Origin of the sequence: Aggregatimonas sangjinii (genome assembly GCF_005943945.1) — a bacterium.
In the GTDB taxonomy this organism is placed as follows: domain Bacteria; phylum Bacteroidota; class Bacteroidia; order Flavobacteriales; family Flavobacteriaceae; genus Pelagihabitans; species Pelagihabitans sangjinii.
In genome coordinates, this window is sequence record NZ_CP040710.1 from 2302727 (window position 1) to 2328651 (window position 25925).

Annotated in this window: 21 protein-coding genes and 1 riboswitch; of the genes, 8 read left to right on the plus strand and 13 right to left on the minus strand. The window is 44.0% G+C overall.

All coding sequences use genetic code 11. The features are described from left to right. The first annotated feature begins 115 nt into the window (after positions 1-115). Positions 116-1015: a mechanosensitive ion channel family protein gene (locus FGM00_RS09470; protein ID WP_138852674.1), complete on the plus strand. Its 900-nt coding sequence runs from the start codon at positions 116-118 to the stop codon at positions 1013-1015. Positions 1016-1200: 185 nt separating this feature from the next. Here FGM00_RS09470 and FGM00_RS09475 read toward each other — a convergent pair whose 3' ends face one another. The 5 genes from FGM00_RS09475 to FGM00_RS09495 all read right to left on the minus strand — a co-directional run bounded on the left by FGM00_RS09475 (position 1201) and on the right by FGM00_RS09495 (position 4008). After that, positions 1201-1740 carry a DUF4252 domain-containing protein gene (locus tag FGM00_RS09475; protein ID WP_138852675.1) on the minus strand — a complete coding sequence of 180 codons (540 nt, stop codon included), beginning with the start codon at positions 1738-1740 and terminating at the stop codon, positions 1201-1203. Positions 1741-1794: 54 nt separating this feature from the next. Next, positions 1795-2337: a DUF4252 domain-containing protein gene (locus tag FGM00_RS09480; RefSeq protein WP_138852676.1), complete on the minus strand. Its 543-nt coding sequence runs from the start codon at positions 2335-2337 to the stop codon at positions 1795-1797. Positions 2338-2476: 139 nt separating this feature from the next. Beyond that, positions 2477-3046, minus strand: a complete 570-nt coding sequence (locus FGM00_RS09485; protein WP_138852677.1) for a DUF4252 domain-containing protein — start codon at positions 3044-3046, stop codon at positions 2477-2479. Between the two features lie 34 nt (positions 3047-3080). Then, positions 3081-3512, minus strand: a complete 432-nt coding sequence (locus tag FGM00_RS09490) for a hypothetical protein (protein ID WP_138852678.1) — start codon at positions 3510-3512, stop codon at positions 3081-3083. After that, positions 3499-4008 (minus strand): RNA polymerase sigma factor, encoded by a 510-nt coding sequence (locus FGM00_RS09495; RefSeq protein WP_138852679.1) that lies wholly within the window; start codon positions 4006-4008, stop codon positions 3499-3501. Before FGM00_RS09495 ends, FGM00_RS09490 begins: the two co-directional genes overlap by 14 nt. A gap of 294 nt (positions 4009-4302) precedes the next feature. Between FGM00_RS09495 and FGM00_RS09500 the strand changes: the two genes are divergently transcribed. Then, complete coding sequence (locus FGM00_RS09500) at positions 4303-5817, plus strand: S41 family peptidase (RefSeq protein WP_138852680.1); 1515 nt, start codon at positions 4303-4305, stop codon at positions 5815-5817. Positions 5818-6101: 284 nt separating this feature from the next. On the opposite strand, the gene FGM00_RS09505 is transcribed toward FGM00_RS09500, so the two are convergent. The 7 genes from FGM00_RS09505 to FGM00_RS09535 form a co-directional block, all read right to left on the minus strand. Then, entirely contained in the window at positions 6102-9521 is a 3420-nt protein-coding gene (locus tag FGM00_RS09505; RefSeq protein ID WP_138852681.1) for an immunoglobulin-like domain-containing protein, read from the minus strand. A 236-nt stretch (positions 9522-9757) separates the two neighbouring features. Continuing rightward, positions 9758-10753, minus strand: coding sequence for a hypothetical protein (locus FGM00_RS09510; RefSeq protein WP_138852682.1), 996 nt, complete (start codon positions 10751-10753; stop codon positions 9758-9760). Between the two features lie 50 nt (positions 10754-10803). After that, positions 10804-13008, minus strand: coding sequence for a DUF4280 domain-containing protein (locus tag FGM00_RS09515; RefSeq protein WP_138852683.1), 2205 nt, complete (start codon positions 13006-13008; stop codon positions 10804-10806). A gap of 11 nt (positions 13009-13019) precedes the next feature. Continuing rightward, a complete protein-coding gene (locus tag FGM00_RS09520; RefSeq protein WP_138852684.1) occupies positions 13020-14813 on the minus strand; it encodes a type VI secretion system Vgr family protein in 1794 nt (597 codons plus the stop codon). A gap of 204 nt (positions 14814-15017) precedes the next feature. Next, positions 15018-15905: an ABC transporter substrate-binding protein gene (locus FGM00_RS09525; protein ID WP_236262989.1), complete on the minus strand. Its 888-nt coding sequence runs from the start codon at positions 15903-15905 to the stop codon at positions 15018-15020. A 123-nt stretch (positions 15906-16028) separates the two neighbouring features. After that, a complete protein-coding gene (locus tag FGM00_RS09530; RefSeq protein WP_138852686.1) occupies positions 16029-17090 on the minus strand; it encodes a DUF5074 domain-containing protein in 1062 nt (353 codons plus the stop codon). Position 17091: 1 nt separating this feature from the next. After that, positions 17092-18930 (minus strand): TonB-dependent receptor plug domain-containing protein, encoded by a 1839-nt coding sequence (locus FGM00_RS09535; protein ID WP_138852687.1) that lies wholly within the window; start codon positions 18928-18930, stop codon positions 17092-17094. A 54-nt stretch (positions 18931-18984) separates the two neighbouring features. Continuing rightward, a riboswitch (cobalamin riboswitch) is annotated at positions 18985-19274 on the minus strand. 70 nt (positions 19275-19344) lie between these two features. On the opposite strand from FGM00_RS09535, the gene FGM00_RS09540 reads away from it, so the two are divergent. The 6 genes from FGM00_RS09540 (at position 19345) to FGM00_RS09565 (ending at position 24965) form a co-directional block, all read left to right on the plus strand. After that, positions 19345-20490, plus strand: a complete 1146-nt coding sequence (locus FGM00_RS09540; protein ID WP_138852688.1) for an ABC transporter substrate-binding protein — start codon at positions 19345-19347, stop codon at positions 20488-20490. A 1-nt stretch (position 20491) separates the two neighbouring features. Then, a complete protein-coding gene (locus FGM00_RS09545) occupies positions 20492-21523 on the plus strand; it encodes a FecCD family ABC transporter permease (RefSeq protein ID WP_138852689.1) in 1032 nt (343 codons plus the stop codon). Next, positions 21520-22302 (plus strand): ABC transporter ATP-binding protein, encoded by a 783-nt coding sequence (locus tag FGM00_RS09550; RefSeq protein WP_138852690.1) that lies wholly within the window; start codon positions 21520-21522, stop codon positions 22300-22302. Before FGM00_RS09545 ends, FGM00_RS09550 begins: the two co-directional genes overlap by 4 nt. A gap of 81 nt (positions 22303-22383) precedes the next feature. Then, positions 22384-23751 (plus strand): DNA recombination protein RmuC, encoded by a 1368-nt coding sequence (locus FGM00_RS09555; protein ID WP_138852691.1) that lies wholly within the window; start codon positions 22384-22386, stop codon positions 23749-23751. Between the two features lie 97 nt (positions 23752-23848). Then, complete coding sequence (locus FGM00_RS09560) at positions 23849-24214, plus strand: 6-phosphogluconate dehydrogenase (protein WP_138852692.1); 366 nt, start codon at positions 23849-23851, stop codon at positions 24212-24214. Positions 24215-24419: 205 nt separating this feature from the next. Beyond that, entirely contained in the window at positions 24420-24965 is a 546-nt protein-coding gene (locus tag FGM00_RS09565; RefSeq protein ID WP_138852693.1) for an acyl-CoA thioesterase, read from the plus strand. On the opposite strand, the gene pgl is transcribed toward FGM00_RS09565, so the two are convergent. Further along, a complete protein-coding gene (pgl, locus tag FGM00_RS09570; RefSeq protein ID WP_138852694.1) occupies positions 24958-25668 on the minus strand; it encodes a 6-phosphogluconolactonase in 711 nt (236 codons plus the stop codon). The two genes, FGM00_RS09565 and pgl, sit on opposite strands and share 8 nt — an antisense overlap. Between the last annotated feature and the right edge of the window lie 257 nt (positions 25669-25925).

The following is a 25925-nucleotide window of genomic DNA, read 5'->3' on the forward strand; positions in this document are numbered from 1 at the left end:
AACAAATTATCGCAATCGCATTATCAGATAATTTTCGGATTTCTTAATCTTCGTTCGTATATTGAAGGCAGGCAGAAAGGCCAACTAACAAACACTACTAAAAGGAACAACAACCATGGAAGATAAATTTTCGATTACGGATGCAACTACGAAGTTATGGGACAAACTCGATGGGTGGATCGACGCTATAATTCTTAAATTACCAAATATTGTAATGGCCTTGCTGGTCATCATCCTCTTCTATATCCTCGCAAGGGTCTTACGCAAATTCTTTAAGAATGTATTACTCAAAAAAGTAAGCCAAGTCTCTATTCAGGAGATTATTAGCAAAGTGGTGTTCGTATCCGTTCTGCTAATTGGATTTTTCGTAGCGTTGGGCGTTCTAGAATTGGATAAGGTTCTTACCAGTATTCTTGCCGGTGCCGGGGTTATCGGTCTGGCGGTGGGCTTGGCCTTACAAGGCACATTGAGCAATACCTTCGGTGGGTTGATACTTTCCTTTATGCCACAGCTTAAAATAAACGATTGGATCGAAGCAGAGGGTACATCAGGAAAAGTTACGGAAATCTCACTTCGAAACATTATCATTACCCAAGCCGATAATAATATGGTAGTCATACCCAATTCAAAATTCATAGACGGGGCTTTTACCAACTACACCCTCAATAAAAGAGGTAGGGTCTTCGTGAGTTGTGGTGTGGGATATGAAAGTGACCTCCAGGCTGTAGAAAATCTTACGGTAAAAGTTATCCAAGATAATTTTGAACAACAGGACAACGAAGAAGTCGAGTTTTTCTTTACGGAATTCGGTGGCAGTTCGATCAATTTTGTGGTTCGTTTCTGGACCGACCTTCAAAACAAAAAAATGGAGCTTGCGAGCCAGCATAAAGCCATTAAATTGATCAAAACGCATTTCGATCAAAAAGACATCAATATTCCTTTCCCGATCCGCACATTGGATTTTGGAAAAAACAACTTGACCATATTATCGGAGAAAGGCGAGAGTTCTTCCTAATCCGAATTTTTAAAATAACGGTAAAAAAGAAAGCGGCTGTCTAAAAAGTATTTTTAGCCCTATTTGCGAGGCACGAAGCAATCTGTAACTTGTCGGTATTGACAGACGGATTACTTCGCTTTGCTCGTAATGACGTTTAGCTTATACTTTTTAGACAGCCGCTTTTGTATCAAGTCGATACGGTTCTATCCTTTGAGGAATTCCCCTATGGCATCCAAACCTTCGCCCTTGTAGTCCGATTTCTCCAAGGTTTTCAGAAACTTGGCCAAGTGTGCCGGGTTCATATCATTGCCCAATACCCTAACCAGAACAAATCCCTTTTCCTTACTATCCCCGTAAATAATAACCTCATCAATGGCGTCATCCTCACCTAAGTACTTGATGGTGGCTTTGCCATAAGGGGTATTCATTTTCATTAATTCATTGAATTCGGGATTTTTAAGAATGGCCTTCACTTTCGTTTTCTCGGTGGTATAGGCATCCTCGTTGGTATCGTCTTTCTTAAAAGCCAAGACATTCATTTTATTGAGCGACTCGAGTGCCTCTTTTTCCTCCCCGCTAAGGTCTGCCTTCTTTAAGTTCAAAAGACTAACAGGAAGGTCTACGGAAAGAAAGTTCGGGTTCTCCGCACTATCTACGTAGTACTCTTGAAGGCTTTGCGTAGATGAGCATGCTGTAAAAAGCAATGCAATAAATAATCCTAATATGGGTGGTGTTCTTTTCATGATGTTTCGGTTTCAAATATTCTTAAAATACATAGCGTGCACACGGCGCAGTCTCTATTTTCCTCTTTCTGCATGGTTCAACTCCTTAGGTAGGTCCATCTTATTGGTCAACGAACCGATTTTCCGCAAATCGATGTTTCCGGTCAAGGTGACCAAAATGGTTTCCAATTTACGACCATTGATGTCGAGATCGGTATTTTCGAAACCCGATACGAACATGAGTAGCTCCGTTACATGATTATCATCCTTTCCTTCCTTCACGTAAAACTTTACGTTTACATCCTTGTCCTTTACCCGCATCAATTCCTCTAGCGAGGAGGACTTCAAATATTTCTTCACAGTAGATGTCATATCGGCGGATACCGCTTTGTCTTCCGTAACAAATACTTTGATACCATTAAGCCCTTTCGCCAACTCCATAAATTCCTTGGCGTCCTCGTCACCTTCAAAATCAACTGCGCTGACAAGGTTAATAAGCCCTTTGTTGATGGTAATGGCCGCCACATGGTCCATTTCTTCATATTTATCAAAGATGGATTGGGAAAAGCCCAATACCGGGAAGATTGCGATCAAAATTACTACAAGTGATTTTCTCATGATTTTCGTTTTAGAATGGACTTGACTTTAATTGCTGTCAAATTCAAGATGAATTGATTGATGAATGATTATATAATGGTCGGCGGCAACCCATTTCTTGAAGTAATACATTACCTCCGACCGAATACTGATTTGATTTTTATTTTTTGCCCTTATTCCCGGCTTTCCCAAGTTCTTTCCCTCCTGGAAGATCCATCTTCTCGGTTAATTTGCCGATTTGGGTGAGGTCGATATCGCCTGTTAGCGAGAGTAAAACGGTTTCTAATTTTCGACCGTTCACTTCTATTTCGTCCATTTCTTTCATTTCCGAAAGTCCCGTTACGAACATTAAAAGCTCTTTTACATGATCGTCGTCTTTGCCTTCCTTTACATAGAACTTTACGTTGGACCCTCCGTCGCGAACACGCATCAGTTCTTCGTAGTTCGAACTTTTCAAGCGTTTGGTTGTCCAGCTGGCGATATCTTTTGAAACGGATTCATTTTCGGTAGTGATTACCTTAAAACTGGTAATGGAGTTCACCAAATCGAAAAATTCCTGCGCCTCGGGATCATCCGAGCTGATGCTCATCTTGGCCAACATTTGAAACATCTTGGGTTGCATGGCAACGAAAGTAACCTCATCGTTATCTTCGTATTTATCGAAAATATCCTGTGCCGATGTCAAAACCGGTGCGAGCACCACTGCTATTAATACTAATATCTTTTTCATGATTTTAAATTTATTTGTGTTAAGGGGAATTTGATTATTTAATTAAGAATTTATTCGTGTTCTTGTCGAACTCTTCCAGACGCGAAAGCTGATCAGTACCTTTATTGAAATTGATGGCGAGCAGTGAAAAGGCTTCCTGTGCCGCCGCGATTTCTTCTTGGGTATAGGTCTCTTCCAACGATCTTTCCGTGGTTCGGTTAAAATAGACGCCGACTAAGAGTACTGCTACCGCTGCAACGGAAACCCATCTGAATAGTTGTTTTCGTATTCCTGTTTTTATAGGTACCGGTTTGGTAAAGCGCTCTTCCTTGGCATGTGAAAAGTACTGAAACATAGGGGCGTATTGTGCTAGATGTGTCGCTACACTTTCCGAAGCAAAATATTGTCGTAATGTTTCTTCTTCGGCAACGGTCGCTGTGGCCTCAAAATACTTTTCTATTAATTTTTCTATGTTATGCGATTCCATAATTATGTTTTTGCACTAATTTTTCTCTTACTGTTTTTCTGGCCCGTGATAAGGCTACTCTTACGGTACCCGCCTGCATATCCAACATTTGGGCGATTTCATCGAAATCGTATTGTTCTACATCCCGCAATTGCAATACCATTTTTTGTTGTTCGGGCAACTCTTCCATGATTTTTTCCACCCAACTTAAACTGTCCTTGGTCTCCAACTGCCGTTGTAAGGAGGTGTTTCCATCCTCATAATTGCTGTGAACTAGTTTCAGGTTTGTCGCTTGTTTTGATTTCAAACGGTCCAAGCAAAAGTTTTTCGTCATGGTCATGGCAAATGCCTCTACATTGTTATAAGAGTCCATTACCTTATTCTTCTTCCATAGTTTCAGCAATATCTCCTGCGTCGCATCTTCCGCTTCTTCCGTAGAAGTAAGCAAGCGCTTTGCCATGCGGAACAACTTGTCCTTAAAAGGCATCACTATATTTAAAAACTCTGACTGTTGCATGCTCTTGGCGGTTGTTGTTTGCAATTGGTTCGTTACCGTTTACATAAGGAAGACGAACTATAACGAATTTTGTTACACGAATTTTTTTATTCCGGACAACCGCCCTATTTTAGGGGGCTGTTTGTTGATTCTCATATGTACTTCCGGTGAAATTAACGAACCCAGAAGGTAGGGCAATCGCTTTTGGTAGGGTTTTTGAAAAAGGGATTGTTATTTAAACAAATCCGAAACACGGGAAAGTACGTAAGTAATTGGAACAAACAGTGACAAATTAAGAAACTATAAAAAAGAAGAATGAAAAAGTATGTGGTAAGTTTCCTCGCCATGGGCCTGTTGCTCGTGAATTGTAATACGGATGATGATGTTGTACGCGAACCAGCTGGACCGGACCCGGACCCTGATGCACAAGTAGATGTACAAGCACAAGATTTTATCTGGAAAGCTTTAAATCTATGGTATTTCTGGCAACAAGATGTTCCCAATCTAGCGGATGACCGCTTTTCTACATCGGCTGAATATACCGAATTCCTACAATCGGAAAGCGATCCCGGTGAGTTCTTTGATAACAAGCTACGATTTGCCGAAGATCGCTTCACCTTTTATCGTGCCGACTATAGGGAGTTGGTAAATAGTCTGAGTGGCACTATCCCCAGCAATGGACTAGAGTTCGGCCTTGCAAGATTTAGGGATAGCGATGATGTTTATGGTTACGTAGAGTATGTTTTACCGAATACGGATGCAGCCACTAAAGACATTAAGAGAGGTGATATTTTTACAGGGGTCAATGGTCAGGTACTAAATTTGGGTAATTATATTGAATTGTTATTTGGTGAAAGTACTTCATATACATTGAATATGGCCGATTTGGTGGATAACACGATTATCCCGAACGATAAAGAGGTACAATTATCCAAGTCCGTGATACAAGTTAACCCCATTTTCTTGGAGAAAATCATTGAAACAAATGGAAGGAAAATTGGGTATTTAATGTATAATAGATTTTTGAATGAATTTGATGGTGAGCTTAATGAGGTATTTGGACGTTTCGAGTCAGAGGGTATAACCGATTTAATCCTAGATTTAAGATATAACCCAGGTGGGCGCGTACTTTCGGCACAACGAATTGCCAGTATGATATACGGTTCAAATGATAGTGATGTTTTTTCCACCTTAGTATACAACGATAAATATACGGCATTTCTTAATGAAAATAATGTTGATTTAAATCGATATTTTCAGGACAGTGTAGTTGTTTTAGATGAAGATGATCAGAAAATTTACGAATCAGAGCTTAAAACGCTGAATTTAGATAAAGTTCATATCATCGCATTAGGTAGTTCCGCTTCTGCAAGCGAATTGGTAATCAATGGACTAGAACCCTATATGGATGTAATTCATGTTGGGGATACTACAACGGGGAAAAATGAATTTTCAAGAACGATGGTTGATGACAGGGCTAACAACTATATATATGAAAGTGGAAGGGTGGATAATATAAATCCTGATAATAGCTGGGCCATACAACCGTTACTTGGACGTAGCTCAAATGCTGATGGATTTTTTGATTACACAGAGGGTCTGGTACAGGATATATTCTTAGAAGAAGATTTAGGTAATTTTGGAGTGCTGGGAGACCCTAACGAGCCTTTATTGGCTATTGCCCTTGAGAATATTACCGGAGCTACTTCCAAACGGTCATATGAGCCAATTTATCCAATAGACGAGGTTACAAGCAGCTCTATATTCACCCCTATTAAAGATAATATGTATATTGATAATGTACCGTTGGCTCCTGCGGTCAAAGAGTAAGCGCTATATTTAAAGTCTTAGAACTAGAACCAAATCTCAAAAGAGATTTGGTTCTTTATTAAAGATTTTATTTGGAAGCACATTTTTAATGACCTGTTTTGAAAATAGAATTTAAAATCTTTGAAATGAATTTTAAAGATTATCTTATTAAGTCAATAAAATTTAGAATCAAAACCAATCTTTTAGAAAAACATAGCTCTAATTTCCAATGTCTGTAAAGGTCCAAAAGCTATATTATTTCATATATTTTATGCTTTGTATGACTTCTCAATAAATACTAATTTTTAATTCGTATTTGCACCTACAGATCCACCCCCTGAGAATCCTGGATTGCTAATTGTAACTCGAAACTCATAATCATAAACGCCAGGTTCAAAGACTGCAGTTGTTTCGGTTAAATTATCACCGCCTCCAGGAAACGGAGCACTTACAGAATATTGTACACCGTCAATAGTAAATGAGGTCGATGTTCCAAGAAAGCTGTCAACAGAGAGCGTAAAACTTGTCGCCTGATTATAAATAGTAACCCTACCGGTCCATGCCCTGCTAACATCACTGACAGATAACGAACGAAGTGTAAACTCACCGTCTTCAACAGAAAATAATACATTCGGCTGCTCCACTATCACCGTACGTGTCCGCTCGACGGCTTCGTTGCCCGCCAAATCCCGGACATTATAGGTCACCGTATAGGTGTCCGCAACACTCATGTCAAGATCACCGCCGATTACGACCTGCTCCGTAAGATCGCCGTCTTGATCGTCGCTTGCAGAATAGCCCGGATCCACAAAGGTATCGCCGACGGTAAAGGTCACCGTACCGCCCGTCAACTGGATCTCAGGTGCCGTCGTATCGAGAGCCGGTTCGACTATAACCGTTCGTGTCCGCTCAACGGCCTCGTTGCCCGCCAAATCCCGGACATTATAGGTCACCGTATAGGTGTCCGCAACACTCATGTCAAGATCACCGCCGATTACGACCTGCTCCGTAAGATCGCCGTCTTGATCATCGCTTGCAGAATAGCCAGGATCCACAAAGGTATCGCCCACGGTAAAGGTCACCGTACCGCCCGTCAACTGGATCTCAGGTGCCGTCGTATCGAGAGCCGGTTCGACTATAACCGTTCGTGTCCGCTCAACGGCCTCGTTGCCCGCCAAATCCCGGACATTATAGGTCACCGTATAGGTGTCCGCAACGCTCATGTCTAAATCACCGCCGATTACGACCTGCTCCGTAAGATCGCCGTCTTGATCATCGCTTGCCGAATAGCCAGGATCCACAAAGGTATCGCCCACGGTTAAGGTCACCGTACCGCCCGTCAACTGAATCTCAGGTGCGGTTGTATCGGGGGAAATTACCGTTACCAAAGCCGTTTGGGAAACATTGCCGGCATCATTGGAAGAGGCAGTAATTTCAGCTTCACCAGCACTTATGGCAGTTATTTCTCCTGTGGCACTTACCGTTGCCACGGTCTCATCGTTTGAAGACCAGGTTACATTCTGATTCGTTGCGTTTGTGGGCGTTATTTGAATCCCCAGCTCGCTTGTCTGGCCTACGTTCAATGTAAACTCGGCTGGAGTCAATGTAATCCCTGTTATCAGTATGCCATCAGAAATGGTTACCGTTACTATGGCAGAATCGTCGTTGCCATCGTTCCCATCGTTCACCGTATAGCCAAAAGTAGCCTCCCCTGAATACTCCCCGGAACTGGTGAATACCATTTCCTGTCCTTCAACGGTAAACGAACCTGCATTTTCTGGCTGCACCCCAATAACGCCCGTAATTTCAAATTGGGAGCTCGGGGTATCGGGGTCGGTATCGTTCGCTAAAACAGCAATGCTAACGGTTTCGCCTAGCGCTACGGCCGCCGTATCATCGGTCGCGACTGGAGGCTGATTGGCGGCCACCGTAACATTCACCGTCCAGACCTGTACCGTACCATCTCCCGCCGTTACCGTATACTGTACCGGACTTTCAAAATCCTGAATCTCGGACACTAACGGACTAACCGTAGCCTCCGGGGAAATGGCTAGCGTCAACGGTGCTATATCGGAAAGCAATGTTCCATCCGGCACGTTGACCGTAACCGTATGGTCAACATCGTCTATGTCCACATTATTTTGTACGGGAAGGGCAAAAGAAACGATATCATTTTCAGCGCTACCGACCGGCGGCGATACCGTAACGTTCACCGTCCATACCTGCGCGGTACCGTTGCCCGCTGTGACCGTATAGGTCCGTGCAGCGTTGAAGTCGCGTACCGCTCCGATGCCAGGATCAATCGTCGCTTCTCCGGAAATACTCAGCGCAGAAGGAGCCGTATTCAACTCAGTACCCTCGGTCACGTTCACCGTGATGGTATGGGTTTCCGCATCTATCGTAGAACTGTTCTGTCCCGGAAGTTCGAAGGCGGTAATATCGTTCCCGTCCTGCAAAGCGCCGCCGCTGATGTTCACCTCTATGGTATCGACCACTTCAGAATCCGATACCGAGGTAGCCGTTATGGTGACCGTTCCCGCCTCAAGGCCGGTCAAAAGTCCGTTCGCATCTATGGTGGCGACCGTATCATCGCTCGAGGACCAAGTCACGCTCATATCCGTGGCCTCCGCGGGCAGTACCGTCGCGATCAATTGCCGTACCGCACCCTGGGCCTCGGGATTTTCTTGGGTTATGGTGATAGACGTAACGGGGGTACGATCGGCTTCTCCCACAGTAACTACAATCGTGTCCGTCACATCCGGATTGGAAATCGAGGTAACGGTCACCGTCGCCGTTCCCAAACCTACCGCAATACAAAAATTGTTTTCGTCGATCAATATTACATCGGGATTATCGGAAACAAGGATAATGCCCTGATCCGTCGCGTTGGGCGGATCGAAGGTGATATCAGGCGCCACTAAATCACCCAGCTGCAGTTCTATGGTATCGTCCTCTCCCAGAAAAATCGAGATGACCCGAATCACCTCGGCCACGTTGAAGGAGAGGGTTTCCCTAAGCTCCTGCCCGTTGCTGTCCCGCAGCACGAAGACGAGCTCTTGGAGGCCAAGCTCCGAGGGCGTGAACGTAAAGGGATAGGTGCCGGGCGCAATGGACGCATAATCTCCTTCCAAAAGGTAGTCCTCTTCCTGTATTCGAGCGAGCGTACCAGAACCGGAGGTGAACTCCAGACGCGCCTCGTAAGCGACGCCCAGGGCTGCGTCCACCGGCTCGAACAACAAAGAGATGTCGGCAGACTTTCCCAGTTCGATCTCAGCGAGTTCACTCGATGCCTCCCATCGGGCGGAGACGTTATCCAAATTGTACCCTAACTCCAGTTCTTCTTTAAAACCAAAGTTATCGGTGGCCACTACAGTCAACCGATGCGTACCAGGCTCCGTGCCCATGTATAAAAGAGAAGTCGTTATCGGCATGGACAGGTCTAGACCCTTGCCTGTTCCGGTTTCCCAGCGACTACCATCTAAATTTTCAAAGTAACCGTTGCCTTCAAGTATCTCATAGGAAATATCATACTTGTAATTTTCAAGCATCTCTTCCGGTACTATCGTAAAAGTGGTCGGAAGGCCCTGATTTACAAAACCATCCGAAGTATGCTCCTCCAAAAGTTGAAACTCCACCTCGGTGACAAGCCCAACATCCTTGGTACAGGCAAGTGCCACCAGAAAGAGGCAGCAAAAGGACAAAAGTGATTGTAGAGACTTTTTCATGAACAGTGAGGGACTAAATCTAATAGGACCGCAAGATATTAATTCTGTGGGGGTAATTAAAGTTTCGTTTTATTTTTACAGCTTAAAAGTCCATTAACCCGATAAGTGGTTGGAAAAGAAGGTGGTAAAACCTCTTGGAATTACCTTCTCATACCGCTCATTTGCTTTTTACCGAGTGACTTTTTAGATGGTTTAATGGGCTTTCGAACCTTTTAAAAGTCCTCGAAATTATTTTCTCAATCATTCATCGGTTTTAGGAACTTCGCTTCCGTATTGATGGCTCCTTTTTTGGAATCGTACTGACTTGAATAACTGTCCGCACTGCTTTCGTGGGGACCATATTGCTTCTGGTTCAAGTCCCTTGGACGCACAACATACATACCCCCGAATTCCCTATCCGGATACAGCTCATTCGGTTCTTGAACGATAAAGACGACATCGTTGCGGCCCCCTTGGGTAACCGGAATCTTGTAGAACTGCATGTTCACCCCCATACTCCCATGCCTTTTTATCTTAATGGTATCGCCCAAAGGCATATATAAATTAAGGTAATAGTCGCCAGCCGAGTAGGAAATCGGATTCAAGCCCGAACCTTTTTCGCTATCGGTTTCTTCGTAGCCCACTATATCGATAAACGAAGTGTCACGTTCAGCCCTTGCCTTGAAAAAATCAGGGCAAAGGTCGCGGAGTTCCACCATACGGATATTTGAGTACTTAGCAGGATATTGTTCTTCTAAATCCAAAGGGATTCCCTTAACATCCCTTTTAACTTCGACCCACTCTTTATCAATTTTCACGTAATAATCATAGACGCTAGGGGATATATAAACATCTGAGGCAGAGGTATACAATTCCTTGAATTTTTCAATCCACTTTTCAACATCCTGAAAATTTACACCTGTCATGGGTTTTCTGTAATTCTTCGGATTCTTATCTCCATCAATTATCCAATTATTATATTCGCTGTAATGCCAAAGAACACCATTTTTTAAAACCGTATAAATCGGACCGCTATCCAGTACTTTACCAATATCGGATATTTTTAGTCTTATGTTTTTTGCCTCGCCTTCTTTAATTGGATTTGTTTTTCCATATGCATTAATAGTTTTCGATACAGTATCTAAATAAAGTTCTGGAATTTGAAATTCCTTAGAGTATATTTCTTCAATTAAATAATTTTCCGTTCCAGAGTGATTATTTAATCGGAAAAAGTCTGATTGTTCGCTTTGCATTCCACAGCTATATAAAAAAGTACAATTAACTAATATTAAATAAAGCTTTTTCATTTCACCTCGTCATATAATTTATGTTCCACGCTTCTGACGCTTTCAACGTATGCCTTAATCACATTATCGATGTATTCGGTGTTTACCAAATTTGTATTTATCAGAAGGCTCTGAGTTTTTTCTTTTTCAACAAACTTTTTCTCTTCTTCCCTTTTTTCTTTCTGATTCAACTTACTTCCATCCGGCTTTTTGGGATAATCCAACCGGTAAAACACTTTCTCCCCACTTTTTTTAATCCGTTCCCATATACTTTCGATTGTTCCGACCGTATCATCACAATATTCGGTAAAATCAGATAACAAGTGTTTGTGATTGATCAATCCGACCGGACTAAAATGCGCATAAAGATCGGCGGTTTGCCAGGCCGAGTATTTTTTCAGCATATGCTCATAGGCCAAGGAAGTCTCTTTATGTAATTTGATTTCCAAGGCACTCTCGGGAGGCCGGTCTTCCATAAAAGGCATGGTATCATACAACCAATTGGTTACCCGCTTTGCCCTATCGTGCACATAATTACTATAGTGATAGGTCTTGTTCGTCTTGACCTCATATCTTTTTTTGGCCAGTTTGTATTGGTAAAACGCTATTCCCCAACGTATGGCGACTTTTTTATAGTCGCCCCACTCCTCGCCCACTTCTATTTGTTCAGGGGTTGGGTTCTCAATTTTATTGAGAAATTCAAAATCAAATCTTCGGTTTGCAATATAGGGAGGCAAAACGATAAAACCGATGGCATCGCCCTCTTTAGAAAGGTCAATGATCATTTTTCCATCCGCATTCTTAATACTACTCCTCTTGGAGTAAAATTCAATGCTCAACAACGAGGTATCCCCTTTCGGATTACAGGCGCTAGTGATTTGGGGTATGTCGCCATCCCTCAGTACCAAATCGCCCCTATCGTTGGCAAATGTAAATTGAACCGATCTGTTCTTAAAGCTGTTCCAGTCGCCCAAAATACGCGTTAAGTGCTCGAACGTTCCCCTTTTATGTTCTACCTTGTTGTATTTTTCCGAAAAGATATCGGAAATGCTATTCAACAGTTCCAAACCGTGATCTTCCTTTTCCCCCTGTATATTTGGAAATGTTCTATTGACCTCCAACAGATCCACTTTCTTATAGAGCAAATCTTTATACGTATCGCCGGTCAAATTTTTGGGTTGATGTACGGCAAGATAAATCATATTCAAAGGAACTTTTTCCCAGCCAACATCCGCAGCGTATTTTAAAATACCGATGGCCACACCCGCCGCCATAGCCGCTCCTTGACTGTGCCCTATGACCGTAACGGGTTTATAATATGGTGTAAAACTTAGCATAAAGGAGCTTTCTCCATCAAGGTCGCCAGTAACATCGGGAGGAAGTATAAACCAATTTTCCTTCGCCCAAGTATATCCCAAGGCGATCCCATGGTCAATGCGATGTGCGGCATTCGATCCTAGACCATGCGAACCATTGATATAGTGCTCGTTTTTACCTGCATTAAAATAAGCGCAATAGTCGGAAGTGGCCCGGAGCTTGTTGGATTTTGCATTCCAATAGCCCCAATACTTTTGCATGGGCGTAAACTTAAAAATATTGGTGTTGTATTTATGTCTATTGAACCAATACATATTCTCGCGATCCTGTTCCAGCGCTTTTTCTTTCTCAAGCTCCTCTGCGGTGAAGATGTCATCGTCATGTGTACGGTCGTGTTCATCGGTATTTTCACCTTTCATGGCCCCGGAATGAGGAGCGTCGGGGTTTTTATCCCAAACCGCATTGTAATGCGATTCGGTATTCGTGATGGGATTGCTGAGATAGCCATTTACAAAAATCACCTCCCCTTGTAATTCCGGTAATATTTCTTTCCGCTCCTCCTCTTTCTCCCCTGTGCATACAACTTCCTGATTTACATCCTTTACCGTAATGGTACCGCCCTGGGTGCATTGAATACTGGAATCGTTCATAAGGAAACTCTTTTTCCCCATGGCCGTTTTCTTTCCAGGTATCTGCCAGTCCATAAAAGCAGGAGAACAGGGCGGATTGGGGGATTTGCACGTGCAATTGCCAAAAAAAGGAGGTTCCAACAGCTTATCTTTGTTCGTTGCCTTTAATTTTCCCTGAATGGTCAATAATTGCTGCGACATGACGGTAAGCTTGCCTGGAGCGGTACCTAACGTACATTCCAATTGTGCTCCGTCAACAACATATTTTCTTTTCATGACGCGCTGTATTAGTTCCCGTAATCTATTCCCTGTTTGCTTTGAATCGTGACCTTTCCGGTACTGTCCAATAGCATTTCCCCTTGGCTGATGTGTACGACCAACTCTCCGGAAACCTGTTCTATTTTTCTTCCCGTATGTATCGTCCTATTTTCCGTAATGTGCTCATCACTGTTTTTTGCGGAAGTCTCTACGAGCTCTTTCACCACTTCACGTTTGTTCTTGCCCACCTCAACATCCATATCTTCCTGCACATTGAATCTGATGTTTTTTGCATTGAACTCCATATCACCCATAGCCGTGAACACCATTTTACCTTGGGCCGTATTGATATGCATGCTATTGCCAACTTTGTCGCTTATCGTTATCATCTCCCCACCGTCGCTGTCGTTCAGCTCGATTAGGTTCCCGCTGCGCGTCTTGATTGCTTTGATGTTATTATCTGAATTCCCAAAACCGCTATTGGCCTTCGTATTATAGCCGGCACTCAGTACAAAAGGCCTTTCGGGATTATCGCCCTCGAAGCCGACCAGGACCTCCTCGTCCTTTTCGGGGATGAAATAGAAGCCCTTCCCACCGCCGGAATAGGGTGTCACCATCTTGATCCATGGCGTGGAGGTGCCCATGGCCTTCTGCCAGGGGAACTGTACTTTTATACGTCCAAGACCTTCTGGATCTGCATTGTCGAATACGCGGCCGCGCTGTGCGCCCGAACGGGGCGTGGCGAAACCGTTGGAATAGGGTAGGTGTTCGGTGCCTTGTGGTACGCCCTCGAACTCGTTGCGGTACTGCCCGCTATGGTCGAAGCGATGTACGATCTTTACGATATCATAGGAACCGTACGGGTCTGATGTTTTTGGCTTAGAAAAATTAAGCCCTTTCAGTTCCAGAGTATCCCCTATGCGTAAGGCGGTCAACTCCGAAATTCCGGAAGCAGTGACCATTGCGGCGGCCTTTCCTAAGGTATTAACTTTCACGATAGTATCTAATCTTCTTTGCGAGTTATACGCTTGCTGACCGACATTGTAATCATAGCTCCCCTTTTTGGCGAAGACCGTATCCGATTCTTTTTTTATCTGGCTTAGGTAGGGATGTGAGGAACTGGGGGAATGTGATGCGGATTCGGCCTCCAACAGCATATCGTTCGTCCAGTCGTGACTCTTGATGCCGAAGGCCTGTTCCCTGAGTGAGGTCGAAACGTTGAAGGTCAGTACGTCCACCCCTACGGTGCCCTCGACCTGTACGTTGCCTGTGCGTCCGATACAGAAATCGGTGCCGTTATGGTAGAGCCAGACCCCGTAGCGGCTACACAGCCGCTGCAAGAAAGAAAGGTCGCTCTCGTTGTACTGCACCGTGTAGGGCAGGGCGACATCGGTTCCTTCGCCGAGGACGCTCTTGAGGAACTCGCCCGAATGGCCGTTCGTAGTGCCGTTGGCGACCTGCGAGAGGGTCGTGCCCTCCTCGTAGCTGAAACACTGCACGGAATTCGCCAGCAGTACAGACGGACCGTGACCGGAGAGCACCACGGTGCCCGCTGCACCGACGCCCTTCTGGAAATCGACCCCGGTGACCACGCCCGAGAACTCCATCTTGTTGTCGTCGACCCCTATGGAGGCCTTCTTGCCCACGAACTTCAGGGCGTTGTTCATCATCACACCTTCGTAGCCCTCGGTAGCGTTGGCGGGAAAGGCGATGCGGAAGGCACTGTGGCCCCCGACGGACTGTTCGATGGAAACGGTGTAACCGGATTTCGGCAGGAACTCCTCGCCACCGACGATAAGCTGTATGTCGACTATTTTTGGCATGTTGGCTGTTATTTTGGCCAATCAAATTAACCATTGCGGAAGTTACCTACAAAAAATGCATGGTTTTTTCGTCATACTACATAAAAATCAGGATGTTTCTTGAAAACCAAATTCGCGCAACGGCGTGTCTATCAATGTCTAATGGTTTTCAGGAATGCTTCAAACAATTAGAAAACATGTCAACACAACATCTGTAAAATGCAACTAGTTATGTATTACTTTTTCCGAGAATCTGACAAATTTGCGAACAAGGTTTTCAGGAATAGCTACAACGCCCGGGTGAAATAATGCGGCCAATAGGGTTATCCCTCTTGTTAGTGTATGCGCAGAAGATTGCGTAAATAAATCAAAATCCGCTATGTAGACCGCGTTGTTCTGAACAGCACGTAGTGAGGACCACTCGGGTTTTTCGGTCAACAAATGCATCTCTTTCAAAGTACGGGCAATGGTAAAACCGCATGGTGCAATAACCAAAATCTCAGGATTGTAAGCCACTACAGCGGACCAATCGATAACCGTACTATCACCGGCAGGCCTCGAGAGTCTATCGATACCTCCGGCGCGTTCGATTTGGTGCGGAATCCAATGGCCACAGTTGAAAATGGGGTCTATCCATTCCAACAGAAGCACTTCTTTTGTTTGCACGGCCGCACTATTTAAGAGCCGATCAATGTCGTTCAGTTGTTCGTTGAGGACGTCTACATATGCAATACCAGCATTTTCCCGTTTCAATGCCCTTGCTATAGTAAGTGCATTTTCAAAAACATCTTGAAGAGAGGCGGGAGTGATGGATATCAGTTCAGGCTGCTTCGGCAAATGTGCTACGGCGGCAGCGGTACATTCCGTATCTATCTGACAAACATCACAGACATCCTGCGTGAAAATTATATCGGGCGCAATCGCTTCTAAAATCCGTTCTTCCACATAATACAGACTTTTCCCGTCTCGCTTGCTTGCCGAGAATAGGCGATCGATTTCATGGCTGCTATATGCCTTTCCTTCCAATATACAGCGCACAACGATTTCCTTTTCGCTCAGTGCCTGTTGGGGACATTCAAAAGTGATACCGTGTACATATTCCTGCAATCCCATGTCACACATCATTTGAGTTACAGCAGGCAAAAAAGAACAGATTTTTAGCATGGGTTACACCTTATAAAAAAGACCGAAAAAGCTTGTAATCTTAATCGGTCTTAGATTTCGTACAATTACGTCCTAATTAAAATAAACACCGGCCGGAATGATACCCACCTCAAAAGTTTTTACTTCCGCTTTCGAGCTTAAATCAAAAATCGATAAGCTACCATTGCTTGCAAAATCCTTGGCGTCGGTCACATATAACCTACCTTCATGAGTTGTCATTCCATATACATTTAAATCCTCTATTTCACTAGCAGTAGGTAATACAGTCGCCGAAGGTGATAACACATAAATGGCGCCACCAAGGGTGTAGTAGAAATTACCACCACTTGTGCTTAGATGGTTAGGATGCTCAGTTGCTCCAAAATCCAATGTCGTGGTTACCTCATTGGTATCCGTATCGATTTTGGAAATTGACCCACCGGTTTCTTCACCGGTAAAAGAAGGTTTTCCACCAGCAAGTACCCAAAGATCGCCTTCAGCATCGAATTGCATTGAATTAGGTACGTCGCCGACCGTTATCGTACCCGAAACTTCATTGGTGCCCGAGTCAATGACCGATATTTGGTTGTTTTGACCAAAAGCCCCCTGATGCGCTACATAAACCGTATTGTCTTTGGCCGCAATTTCCTCTGGACCCAACACTACGGGGATACTCCCTTCAACCGTATTGGTCTGTAAATCGATAATGGCTACATAGTCGTCGGTCTCATCCGCAGCATCGCCCCAATTCGTCACATACCCCTTGCCGTTTGCGGAAGTAAAATACCTAGGGTTGTTCAAACCAGTTGTAATTTCCGCCTCTTTTTCAAACGTAAATCGATTGACTACCGTTATCTTGTTCGATACATTGGCAATGATGTAAGCGCTATTTTCCACGAAACCGATGGATTGCACGATATTTCCGAGGTCCTCGCTATTCACAGCATTAAAAATGGCATCTTCCTGAGTTTCCAAATCATTGGATATAAACGTTACCGTTCCGGTACCATTATTAAAGGGGCCTTCGTTGGTGAGTAATATCCCATCTACATAATCGCCGGTAGCCATCGGCTCGTTTCCGCCATTGTCGTCGTTCTCGCAAGCGGTACTAAAAATTCCCAAGGCCAAGGCCCACATTACATTTTTGATTTTCATATTAAAATTTAAAATTAAGGTTAAGGTGTATGTTTCTATTTGGCATAGGCCTGAAAGCAACATTTTGATAATTTCTGTTACCAAGATTGTTGATCGCCAAGATCGTCTTCAATTCAACGCCCGAGACTTCCGGGAAACGATATTCCAAACCTGAGTCGAGTACCAAATAATCCGATAATTCATTGTTGTTATCCGTAGTAGTAAAAACCCGCCCGTTGTAAAGTCCTCTTAGAAAAGCGCCCCAGCGCCGGTACCGATAGGCAAGGTTAGAGGTGAATTTATGCAAGGGCACATAAAGCAGTTGGTTCTTCGTTTCATTATCAATGGCTTTGGTATAGGAATAACCATTGTCCCAAACAAGTCGGTGCGGGCCCAGTTTTTTCGTCATATTCACCTGTAATTCGAGTCCGTACTGACTCACGTCCTTGATATTTATCGGAGTCCATATCCCGGTCACATCCGGGCGCCACTGAATCAGGTCCGTAGTCGAAATATAGAAACCGGTCAGGTCGACTTTATAACCATTACCGGAGAGTGTTTGTCCCAATTCCCCCTGTAGCGCGCTTTCCGGTAGCACATTGGCATTACCACTGGCTCCGGCACCCTGCCAATATATATCGTTGAAAGTGGGTACCCTATAGTTTTTGGAGGTGTTTGCACGAATACTGTAATTCTGGAGAAGTTGATATTTTGCATCAACGGAAAACACAAACGGACTTTGATAGTCGCTTACCCAATCCTGCCTGAAATTCATACCATAGCTTAACTTTTCCGTTGGGTTATGGGATACTAACAATATGGCGGACAATTGGTTTCTATTGGCGGTACTGATGGAGGAACCCTCGGCATTGATGCTATTCGCGCTTACGATTCCGTTGAGCGTCCATTTCTTCAGTTCGTATTTGTAATCATAGTCTACTTGAAAGTTGCCCGACTTGCCAAAGCTGAAATTCTCGTTGGTATTGTTCGGATAATAGCGAAAACGCTCAAAAAGATACGCGCCACGAACCCTTTGAACCCTATTGGACTTGAAATGTACCCATTCCAGCAAGGTTCTCGCATCAAAATTGCGATAGTTATCGTCTGAAGGTGCTGTAAGTGTGCCCGAAAAATCGCGATTTCCTAAGAAAGTATGATGGTAGAGTTTGATAAGATGTGATTTGGAAGCCAGAAAACCAAAGGCGAGATCGAAGGCGTTATTTGAAAAAGCTCCATTTTCATTCTTCTGATCCGTGCCAAGATATTCATAATCATTTTCTGAGGCAAAATGCCCAAGGCCAAAGGTTATAGCCATTTTTTCAGTTCCGTAGGCGGCCTTGTAGAAGAGATTTCGCGTATCGAAACTACCGTATCCCAAACGGAGTTTATTTTCTAAGGGAGTATCAAAATCGAGTTGGTTGTTGAGATGAATGCTACCGCCGACCGCACCCGTACCGTATTGCGTACTTCCTCCCCCGCTCCTAACGGTAATTCCATCCAAGTTTTGGGGCATGAGCGCGTTAAAATCCGTTTGGCCCGTAAGCTGCGAATTGATATTGATTCCGTTCCAGACCACGGCCGTCTGTTGTGCCGTAGTACCTCTGAACGAGGCCGAGGAAATCATCCCGTAGCCGCTCTCCTTAAAATAAATAAGGGTCGTCGCACGCAGATTATCGGTAAGCATACCGCTATTGCGCATCAAGACGGAGTCGGTCAAGGTCCTGACCTTTATTCCGTTGGAAAAATCGCGCAATCGACTGTCGGTCAAAACGACCTCGTCTAGTACCACCACGGAATCGCGTTGCGCAAAAACAACGTTCGCACTGAGCAGCACGAACAAAAACAGGAGTACATTTTTCATACCTCTAAAGACCCTTTACCCGAGCGTCTATCAATTTAGGTTACGAATCGTGCCTGTTCGAAAACAGGTTTGGCAGGTCTCCTGACTTACAATTTGCCGTAACACCTTCCCGCTCGTTCAAGAGCAGTGGCTATTTTTTTACAGCAACCCATCGATAGGGACAGGATACCGAATCTAGTTCGGTATATGCTTACAGTTGCGGGAACAGTTCCAGACTTTTGAAATACGGAATTAGATGTACGACGGAAAAAGTCGTTAATCGCAGCCCATTCATTCAAGCACTGGATTCCCTTTTAATCCCATCGCACTAACATGCAATGGGAACCAAAATTCAAAACGAAATTAAACAATTTGTTCAATCTTTCAATCGAAAGATGAAATAATACTACTTTTGGCTTCTACCTAAATTTCGTGATGAACAAAATTTTTCTATTGCCGTTACTTTTGCTGATCGTTTGTTGCAAGGAAGAGAAAAAAAATAATCTTCCCACGGCCGAGGTGACCAAAAACCCAGTTGTCAATCACGCGACAGGGTTTCAAATTGAAAAATCCGGCAAAGACATTACGCTCATCAAAATCACCTCCCCTTGGCCCGATTCGGAGGCTGCGTTTACCTATGCCCTGATTCCAAAAGAAAAGATGGCGTTTATGACGTTGAATCGTGATGCCTATGATGCCATTATAGCGGTCCCGGTCGACCGTATCGTCGTTACCTCTACCACACACATTCCCGCTTTGGAAAGTTTGGGTGTGGAAGACAAGTTGGTCGGTTTTCCACAAACGGCTTTTATTTCATCGCCCAAAACACGTAAAAGAATAGCTGCAGGACTCATTCAAGAATTGGGTAATAATGAGACCTTAAACACCGAAATGGTCCTGGCACTGAACCCAGAAGTAGTGGTAGGCTTCGGTATCAACGACCAAAACAAGGCTTATGAGACGCTTGAACGCGCCAATATTCCGGTTGTGTATAATGGTGAATGGACAGAGGAAACCCCTTTGGGCAAAGCGGAATGGATCAAGTTTTTCGCCCCTTTTTTTGGGTTGGAAAAAAAGGCGGACAGCCTATTTCAAACCATCGAAAAATCCTATGTCGGCGCCAAGCAACTGGCAGAAAAAGCCACCAGTAGACCGACGGTTTTGAGTGGTGGCCTATATAAGGATGTCTGGCACGTAGCCGGAGGTAAAAGCTGGGTCGCCCAGTTTTTGGCCGATGCCCATACACACTATATTTACAGCGATACCGAAAATACCGGAAGCATTTCACTGAGCCTTGAAAGTGTTCTGGACAAAGCGCACGACGCTGACTATTGGATCAATCCGTCTTTACATGTATCCTACGAAGAATTACTGACGGACAATTCGCACTACAAGCAATTTGATGCCTTTAAAAATCGACAGGTCTACACGAATGCCAACACCCAGGGGGAGACTGGAGGGTTGCTGTTTTATGAACTTGCACCCACACGACCAGATTTGGTTTTGAAAGATCTTATACACATCTTTCATCCCGAGCTACTTCCGCAGTACCAACCTCATTTTTTTAAGCCCCTCCAATAAGTTGAACGGTAAGAAAACATACGGCCTTTCGTTCGTGATTTTAATCATTGTATTGCTGTTATCCATTGGCCTAAATGTGAGTTTTGGTTCGGTTTCCATTCCATTTCAGGAAACGTTGGCCCTTTTGTTCGGGAATACCTCCGAAAACACCAATTGGGGATACATTATTTTGGAATATCGGGTTCCAAAAGCCTTTACCGCAATGCTTGTAGGAGGTGCGCTCGCCCTAAGCGGACTATTAATGCAGACCCTTTTTAGAAATCCCTTGGCCGGACCGTTTGTATTGGGCATCAGTTCCGGGGCAAGTCTCGGTGCGGCACTCTGGATTATGGGGGCATCCTGGTTTTCCGGAGTAGTGACCTATGGGTGGGCGAACGATGTTTCCCTTGCTTTGGCTGCAAGTATCGGAAGTTTTTTGGTGCTGGCGGCCGTAATGCTGGTAGCGGCACGGGTAAAAGATACTATGGCCCTCCTCATTATCGGGTTGATGTTCGGTAGTATCACGGGTGCCGTTGTAGGTGTATTGTCCTATTTTACCAATGCCGAAAAATTACAACAATACATTTATTGGTCTTTCGGTAGTGTTGGCAACCTTTCGTGGAATCAATTGTTCTTGCTTGCCGGAATCGTTGTCTTGGGAGTCGTTTTGAGTGTGCTATCCATTAAAGCCTTAAATGCCTATTTGTTGGGTGAAAATTATGCGCGTAGTCTGGGTGTACATTTAAAAAAGTCCCGTTACATCATCATAATAGCAACAGGATTATTAGCAGGTTCGGTAACTGCCTTTGCCGGACCTATCGCCTTTGTCGGGCTTGCCGTTCCACATTTGACAAGGCAACTATTTCGCACGACCGACCATCGAATTTTAGTACCGGCAGTGTTGCTCTATGGGGCTATTTTGATGTTGCTTTGTGATACGGTGGCACAATTGCCCGGTTCGGCGAGAGTCCTACCTATAAATGCCATCACCAGTATTTTGGGCGCTCCGGTGGTGATTTGGTTGTTGATCCGTAAAAAACGTATGCTATTTTGATTCCTGAAAAAACACATAGCATTATTACTTTAACGGATGTATCCGTGGGATATAAAGACACGGTCGTCGTAAAGTCCATTGACTTTACCTTAAAAAAAGGAGAATTGATGGTTATCGTCGGTACCAACGGCATTGGCAAATCAACCTTATTGCGTACCCTAGGGAAGATGCAACCCAAACTATCGGGCACCATACACATCAACGGGGAGTCTTTGGAGGAACTTAAATCTAGGAACCTTGCTTCGGAAATCAGCATGGTATTGACAGAGGCCATCCCCTCGAAGACGCTGACGGTTTGGGAATTGATTGCTTTGGGCAGACAACCCTATACGAATTGGATCGGTACTTTGACCAAAACCGACACGGCAAAAATCAGCGAAGCGATTCAAATGCTCGAACTGGAGGCACTACAGAATAAAGCTTGTTATACATTGAGCGACGGGCAGCTACAACGCGCGATGATTGCACGTGCCTTGGCCCAGGATACCCCGATCGTGCTACTGGATGAGCCGACCACGCATCTCGACCTGTATCACAAAGTGCAGATTTTAAAATTGTTGCAGCAGATTGCCCATACAACCCAAAAAACCATACTTTTTACCAGTCATGAAATCGAAATGGCCATACAACTTTGCGATAAATTGTTGTTACTAGATGGTAAAACCAATCCTTTCGGAAGCCCTGAATCGTTGATCAAAGAGAATGCTTTTGACGCCTTGTTCCCCAGTGATACGCTCGTCTTTAATTCGGAAACCAGGTCATTTCAAATTAAGAAATAATGCCTTCCGAATCTAGAGCCGACTTCAATAAAATATTCAAGGGCAATCTTGTATCTTTACCTCGAACATTTTAGCACATAAATGAACGCGTACCTTATATATCTTATCATCGGACTAGTATGTCTTGCCATAGGCTATTTCTTGGGCAATTACATCCAAAATCTGAAAACGAAATCGAGTCAAAGTGCCTTGGAGGAACGCGAACTGCAGTTGCGCGGCAATCTATCCGTTCTGGAGACGAAATTGATGGATAGCGAAGATTATAAATCACAGCTGCAACGCGAAAAAGAAGCCTTGGGCAACCAAATCGTTCGTTACGAGGCCGATATGGAAAACCTTCAACTAAAAAATCGGGAGCAGAAAGAAGAGGTCGAAAAATTACAGGAAAAATTCACCAAGGAGTTCGAAAATCTTGCCAACAAGATTTTGGAGGAGAAAAGTTTAAAATTTACCGAACGTAACGAAAAAAACATCAAGGATATCCTCTCCCCTTTAAATGAAAAGATTCAATTGTTCGAAAAGAAGGTCGAAGAAAGTCAAAAAGAGAATATCAGCATACATTCCGCCCTGCGGGAACAATTATTGAACCTCCAAACGCAAAATCTTAAAATTACCCAGGAAGCCGAAAATTTGACCAAGGCTTTAAAAGGTGATAGTAAAATGCAGGGGAATTGGGGAGAACTGGTTTTGGAGCGTGTGCTCGAAAAATCAGGCTTGGAAAAAGACCGTGAATATACCGTACAACAAAGTTTTACCTTGGCCGACGGCAGCAGGGTACTGCCCGATGTAATCATACACCTACCCGACGGCAAAAAAATGGTGGTGGATTCAAAGGTATCCTTAACCGATTACGAACGATATATCAATGCCGAAGACGAGCTGAAAGATAAATTTCTAAAAGATCATATCAATTCCCTTCGCAGGCATGTGGACCAACTTTCCGCCAAAAAATACGAGGACCTTTATGAAATGGAAAGTCCAGATTTCGTACTGATGTTCGTGCCGATAGAGCCTGCATTTGCCATTGCGATCAATAATGATAATTCGCTGTATAACAAGGCATTCGAAAAAAATATTGTTATCGTGACACCCTCCACCCTCTTGGCGACCTTGCGCACTATCGACAGTATGTGGAACAACGAAAAGCAACAACGCAATGCCATTGAAATTGCAAGACAGGCCGGCGCGCTCTATGATAAGTTCGAAGGTTTCGTATCGGACTTGACCAAAGTCGGGAAAAAGATGGATGATGCCAAAGATGAATACAAAGGCGCTATGAACAAGCTCGTAGAAGGACGCGGAAATATCGTTACCAGTATCGAAAAATTGAAAAAAATGGGTGCGAAGGCCAAGAAATCGATTCCTGAACCTATTTTGAAACGTGCGCAGGACAGCGACCTGCTTGCGGATGAAAAAGGTGCTGCAGAAGAACCCCGTTTGAACTTGTAAAGGAAAAATTGACATAAGCAAACGACCGCGGGGCAAGCCTGACGGCAGTCAAGTTTAAATCTCGATTATCGAGTAAATTCTTAAATTCAGAGAAACCATGAAAAAGGTATTGGGAATAGGCGTTGTAGGGATTATCGGAATTATGTTGGCGTATTATGCGTTTGTCTATTTCGTGACCTACAGCGAAGGAACACGCTCCGGGGAATTGATCAAAATCAGTCACAAGGGTGTGATTGTCAAAACCTGGGAAGGTGAAATCAGTCAAGGTATTTCCGGCGCCCAGATTTTCACTTTTTCGGTATTGGACAAAGACCAGGAGGTCATCGATAAATTACAGGAATATCAGGGGCAATATGTCAAGCTTGACTATGTGGAACGTTATGCCACATTTTTCTGGCTTGGCGACACCAAGTACTTTATCACAAAGGTTACTAAGGAGAAGTCACCTCATTTTAGGAATTGATCAAAGGAGCTGGGAGTTACGAGGTTTGAAGTACGAAGTTGGAAGTTGGAAGTGCACGGTATGAAATAAAAAAAAATCTTGCACAATCAGTATACTATCCTGAATAAATTAAATTCTCAAACTATTTTGAATTCCTGAACTCATTCCCATTTTTTAGTCCTTTTGTAAGAGGTAGTCTTGATGCACAAAACTTGAATAAGATACCATGAAGCAATTTAAAACAGCAGCGGAATCACGACTTTCCATAACGGAGCTGATGGTTCCCTCCCACTCCAATTTTGGGGGTAAAGTGCATGGCGGTCATATTCTGAGCCTAATGGATCAAATTGCGTTTGCTTGCGCCTCAAAACATTCGCAACGCTATTGCGTTACCGCCTCGGTAAACCGTGTTGATTTCTTACATCCGGTAGAAGTGGGCGATTTATTGACCTTGAAAGCATCTATCAACTATACGGGCCGTACCTCTATGGTTGTAGGAGTTCGGGTTGAATCGCAACATGTTACGACCGGAAAAAAACGGCATTGCAACTCTTCATATTTTACCATGGTCGCCAAAGACGAGAATGGTAAAAATATAGCCGTACCCGGTTTGCTGATTCAAGACGAACAGGGCGTTCGGCGCTTTGCCAGAAGTAAATTTCGAAAAGAGGCCGCATTTCAGCGGGATACCCAATTCGACTCAAGTAGCTTTAATGCTGCCGATTACATTCGCCACCTGACCACAGAAAACGTTCAAGTACATCTTAAATAAGAGTTGCTGCCGCTTCGTCTAAAAACCAGACCAAATTATTGGATTCAGGCGCTACCAAGCTAGCGGGATACATTTTTGCTTTATCGTTTTTATTGTGGATTTCACCCACCTTTTCCGCTTTGCCCTCCCCTGTGACGAGAAAGACAACGTTTTTGGCGTTGTTGATGATTTGTCCGCTAATGGTGATACGTCGCTGCCCTGAGTCGGGGTGTGTTGCCACTTCGCAATATTGTTCTGAATCCCATAAATCGATTTCATGTGGAAAAATAGAAGCGGTATGCCCATCATCACCCATTCCCAAGATGACCAAATCAAATTGTGGTATTCCGTTTGATTTAGGGAGGTTTTCGTCCAATACATCGGCATAGCGGACGGCCTCCTCTTTTGGTATGTTTTCCCCTTTTATACGGTGGATGTTTTCCTTGGGGATATCGATTTTCGAAATTAAGTGTTCTACCGTCATTTTATAGTTGCTATCATCATCGGTAGGTGCAACACAGCGTTCATCGCCCCAATACAGGTGCACGCCATGCCAATCGATATCCGATTGAAAATTGGCAGCTAGTTCGTCGAATACTACCTTGGGCGTACTACCCCCCGAAAGCGCGATATGCGAAGTCTCTTCAGAAGCCAGTAGTATCGCCAAATAGCGTGAAAAGTTGGAAGCTACCTCTTGCTTTGTGTTATAAGTTTTAATTCTCATTTTTTCATTATTAAAAGCGAACCAAAATTAGCTGTTTGTTAGGGACACGTCTTTGCGAGGAGCTTTTTTGCGACGAAGCAATCCGTTGAAGTCAATTTAAAATTAAAAAATAGCACACTTCCCTATTTTATAGGCATCAAAGGTAGTTTGCTTCGTCGCATCAAACTTTTAGGTTCTCGAACTTATAGCAATGCTTCTCGCAAAGACGCATTTTCAATTCTAATAAACACCTCTAATTCCTCCATACATTTCTCACA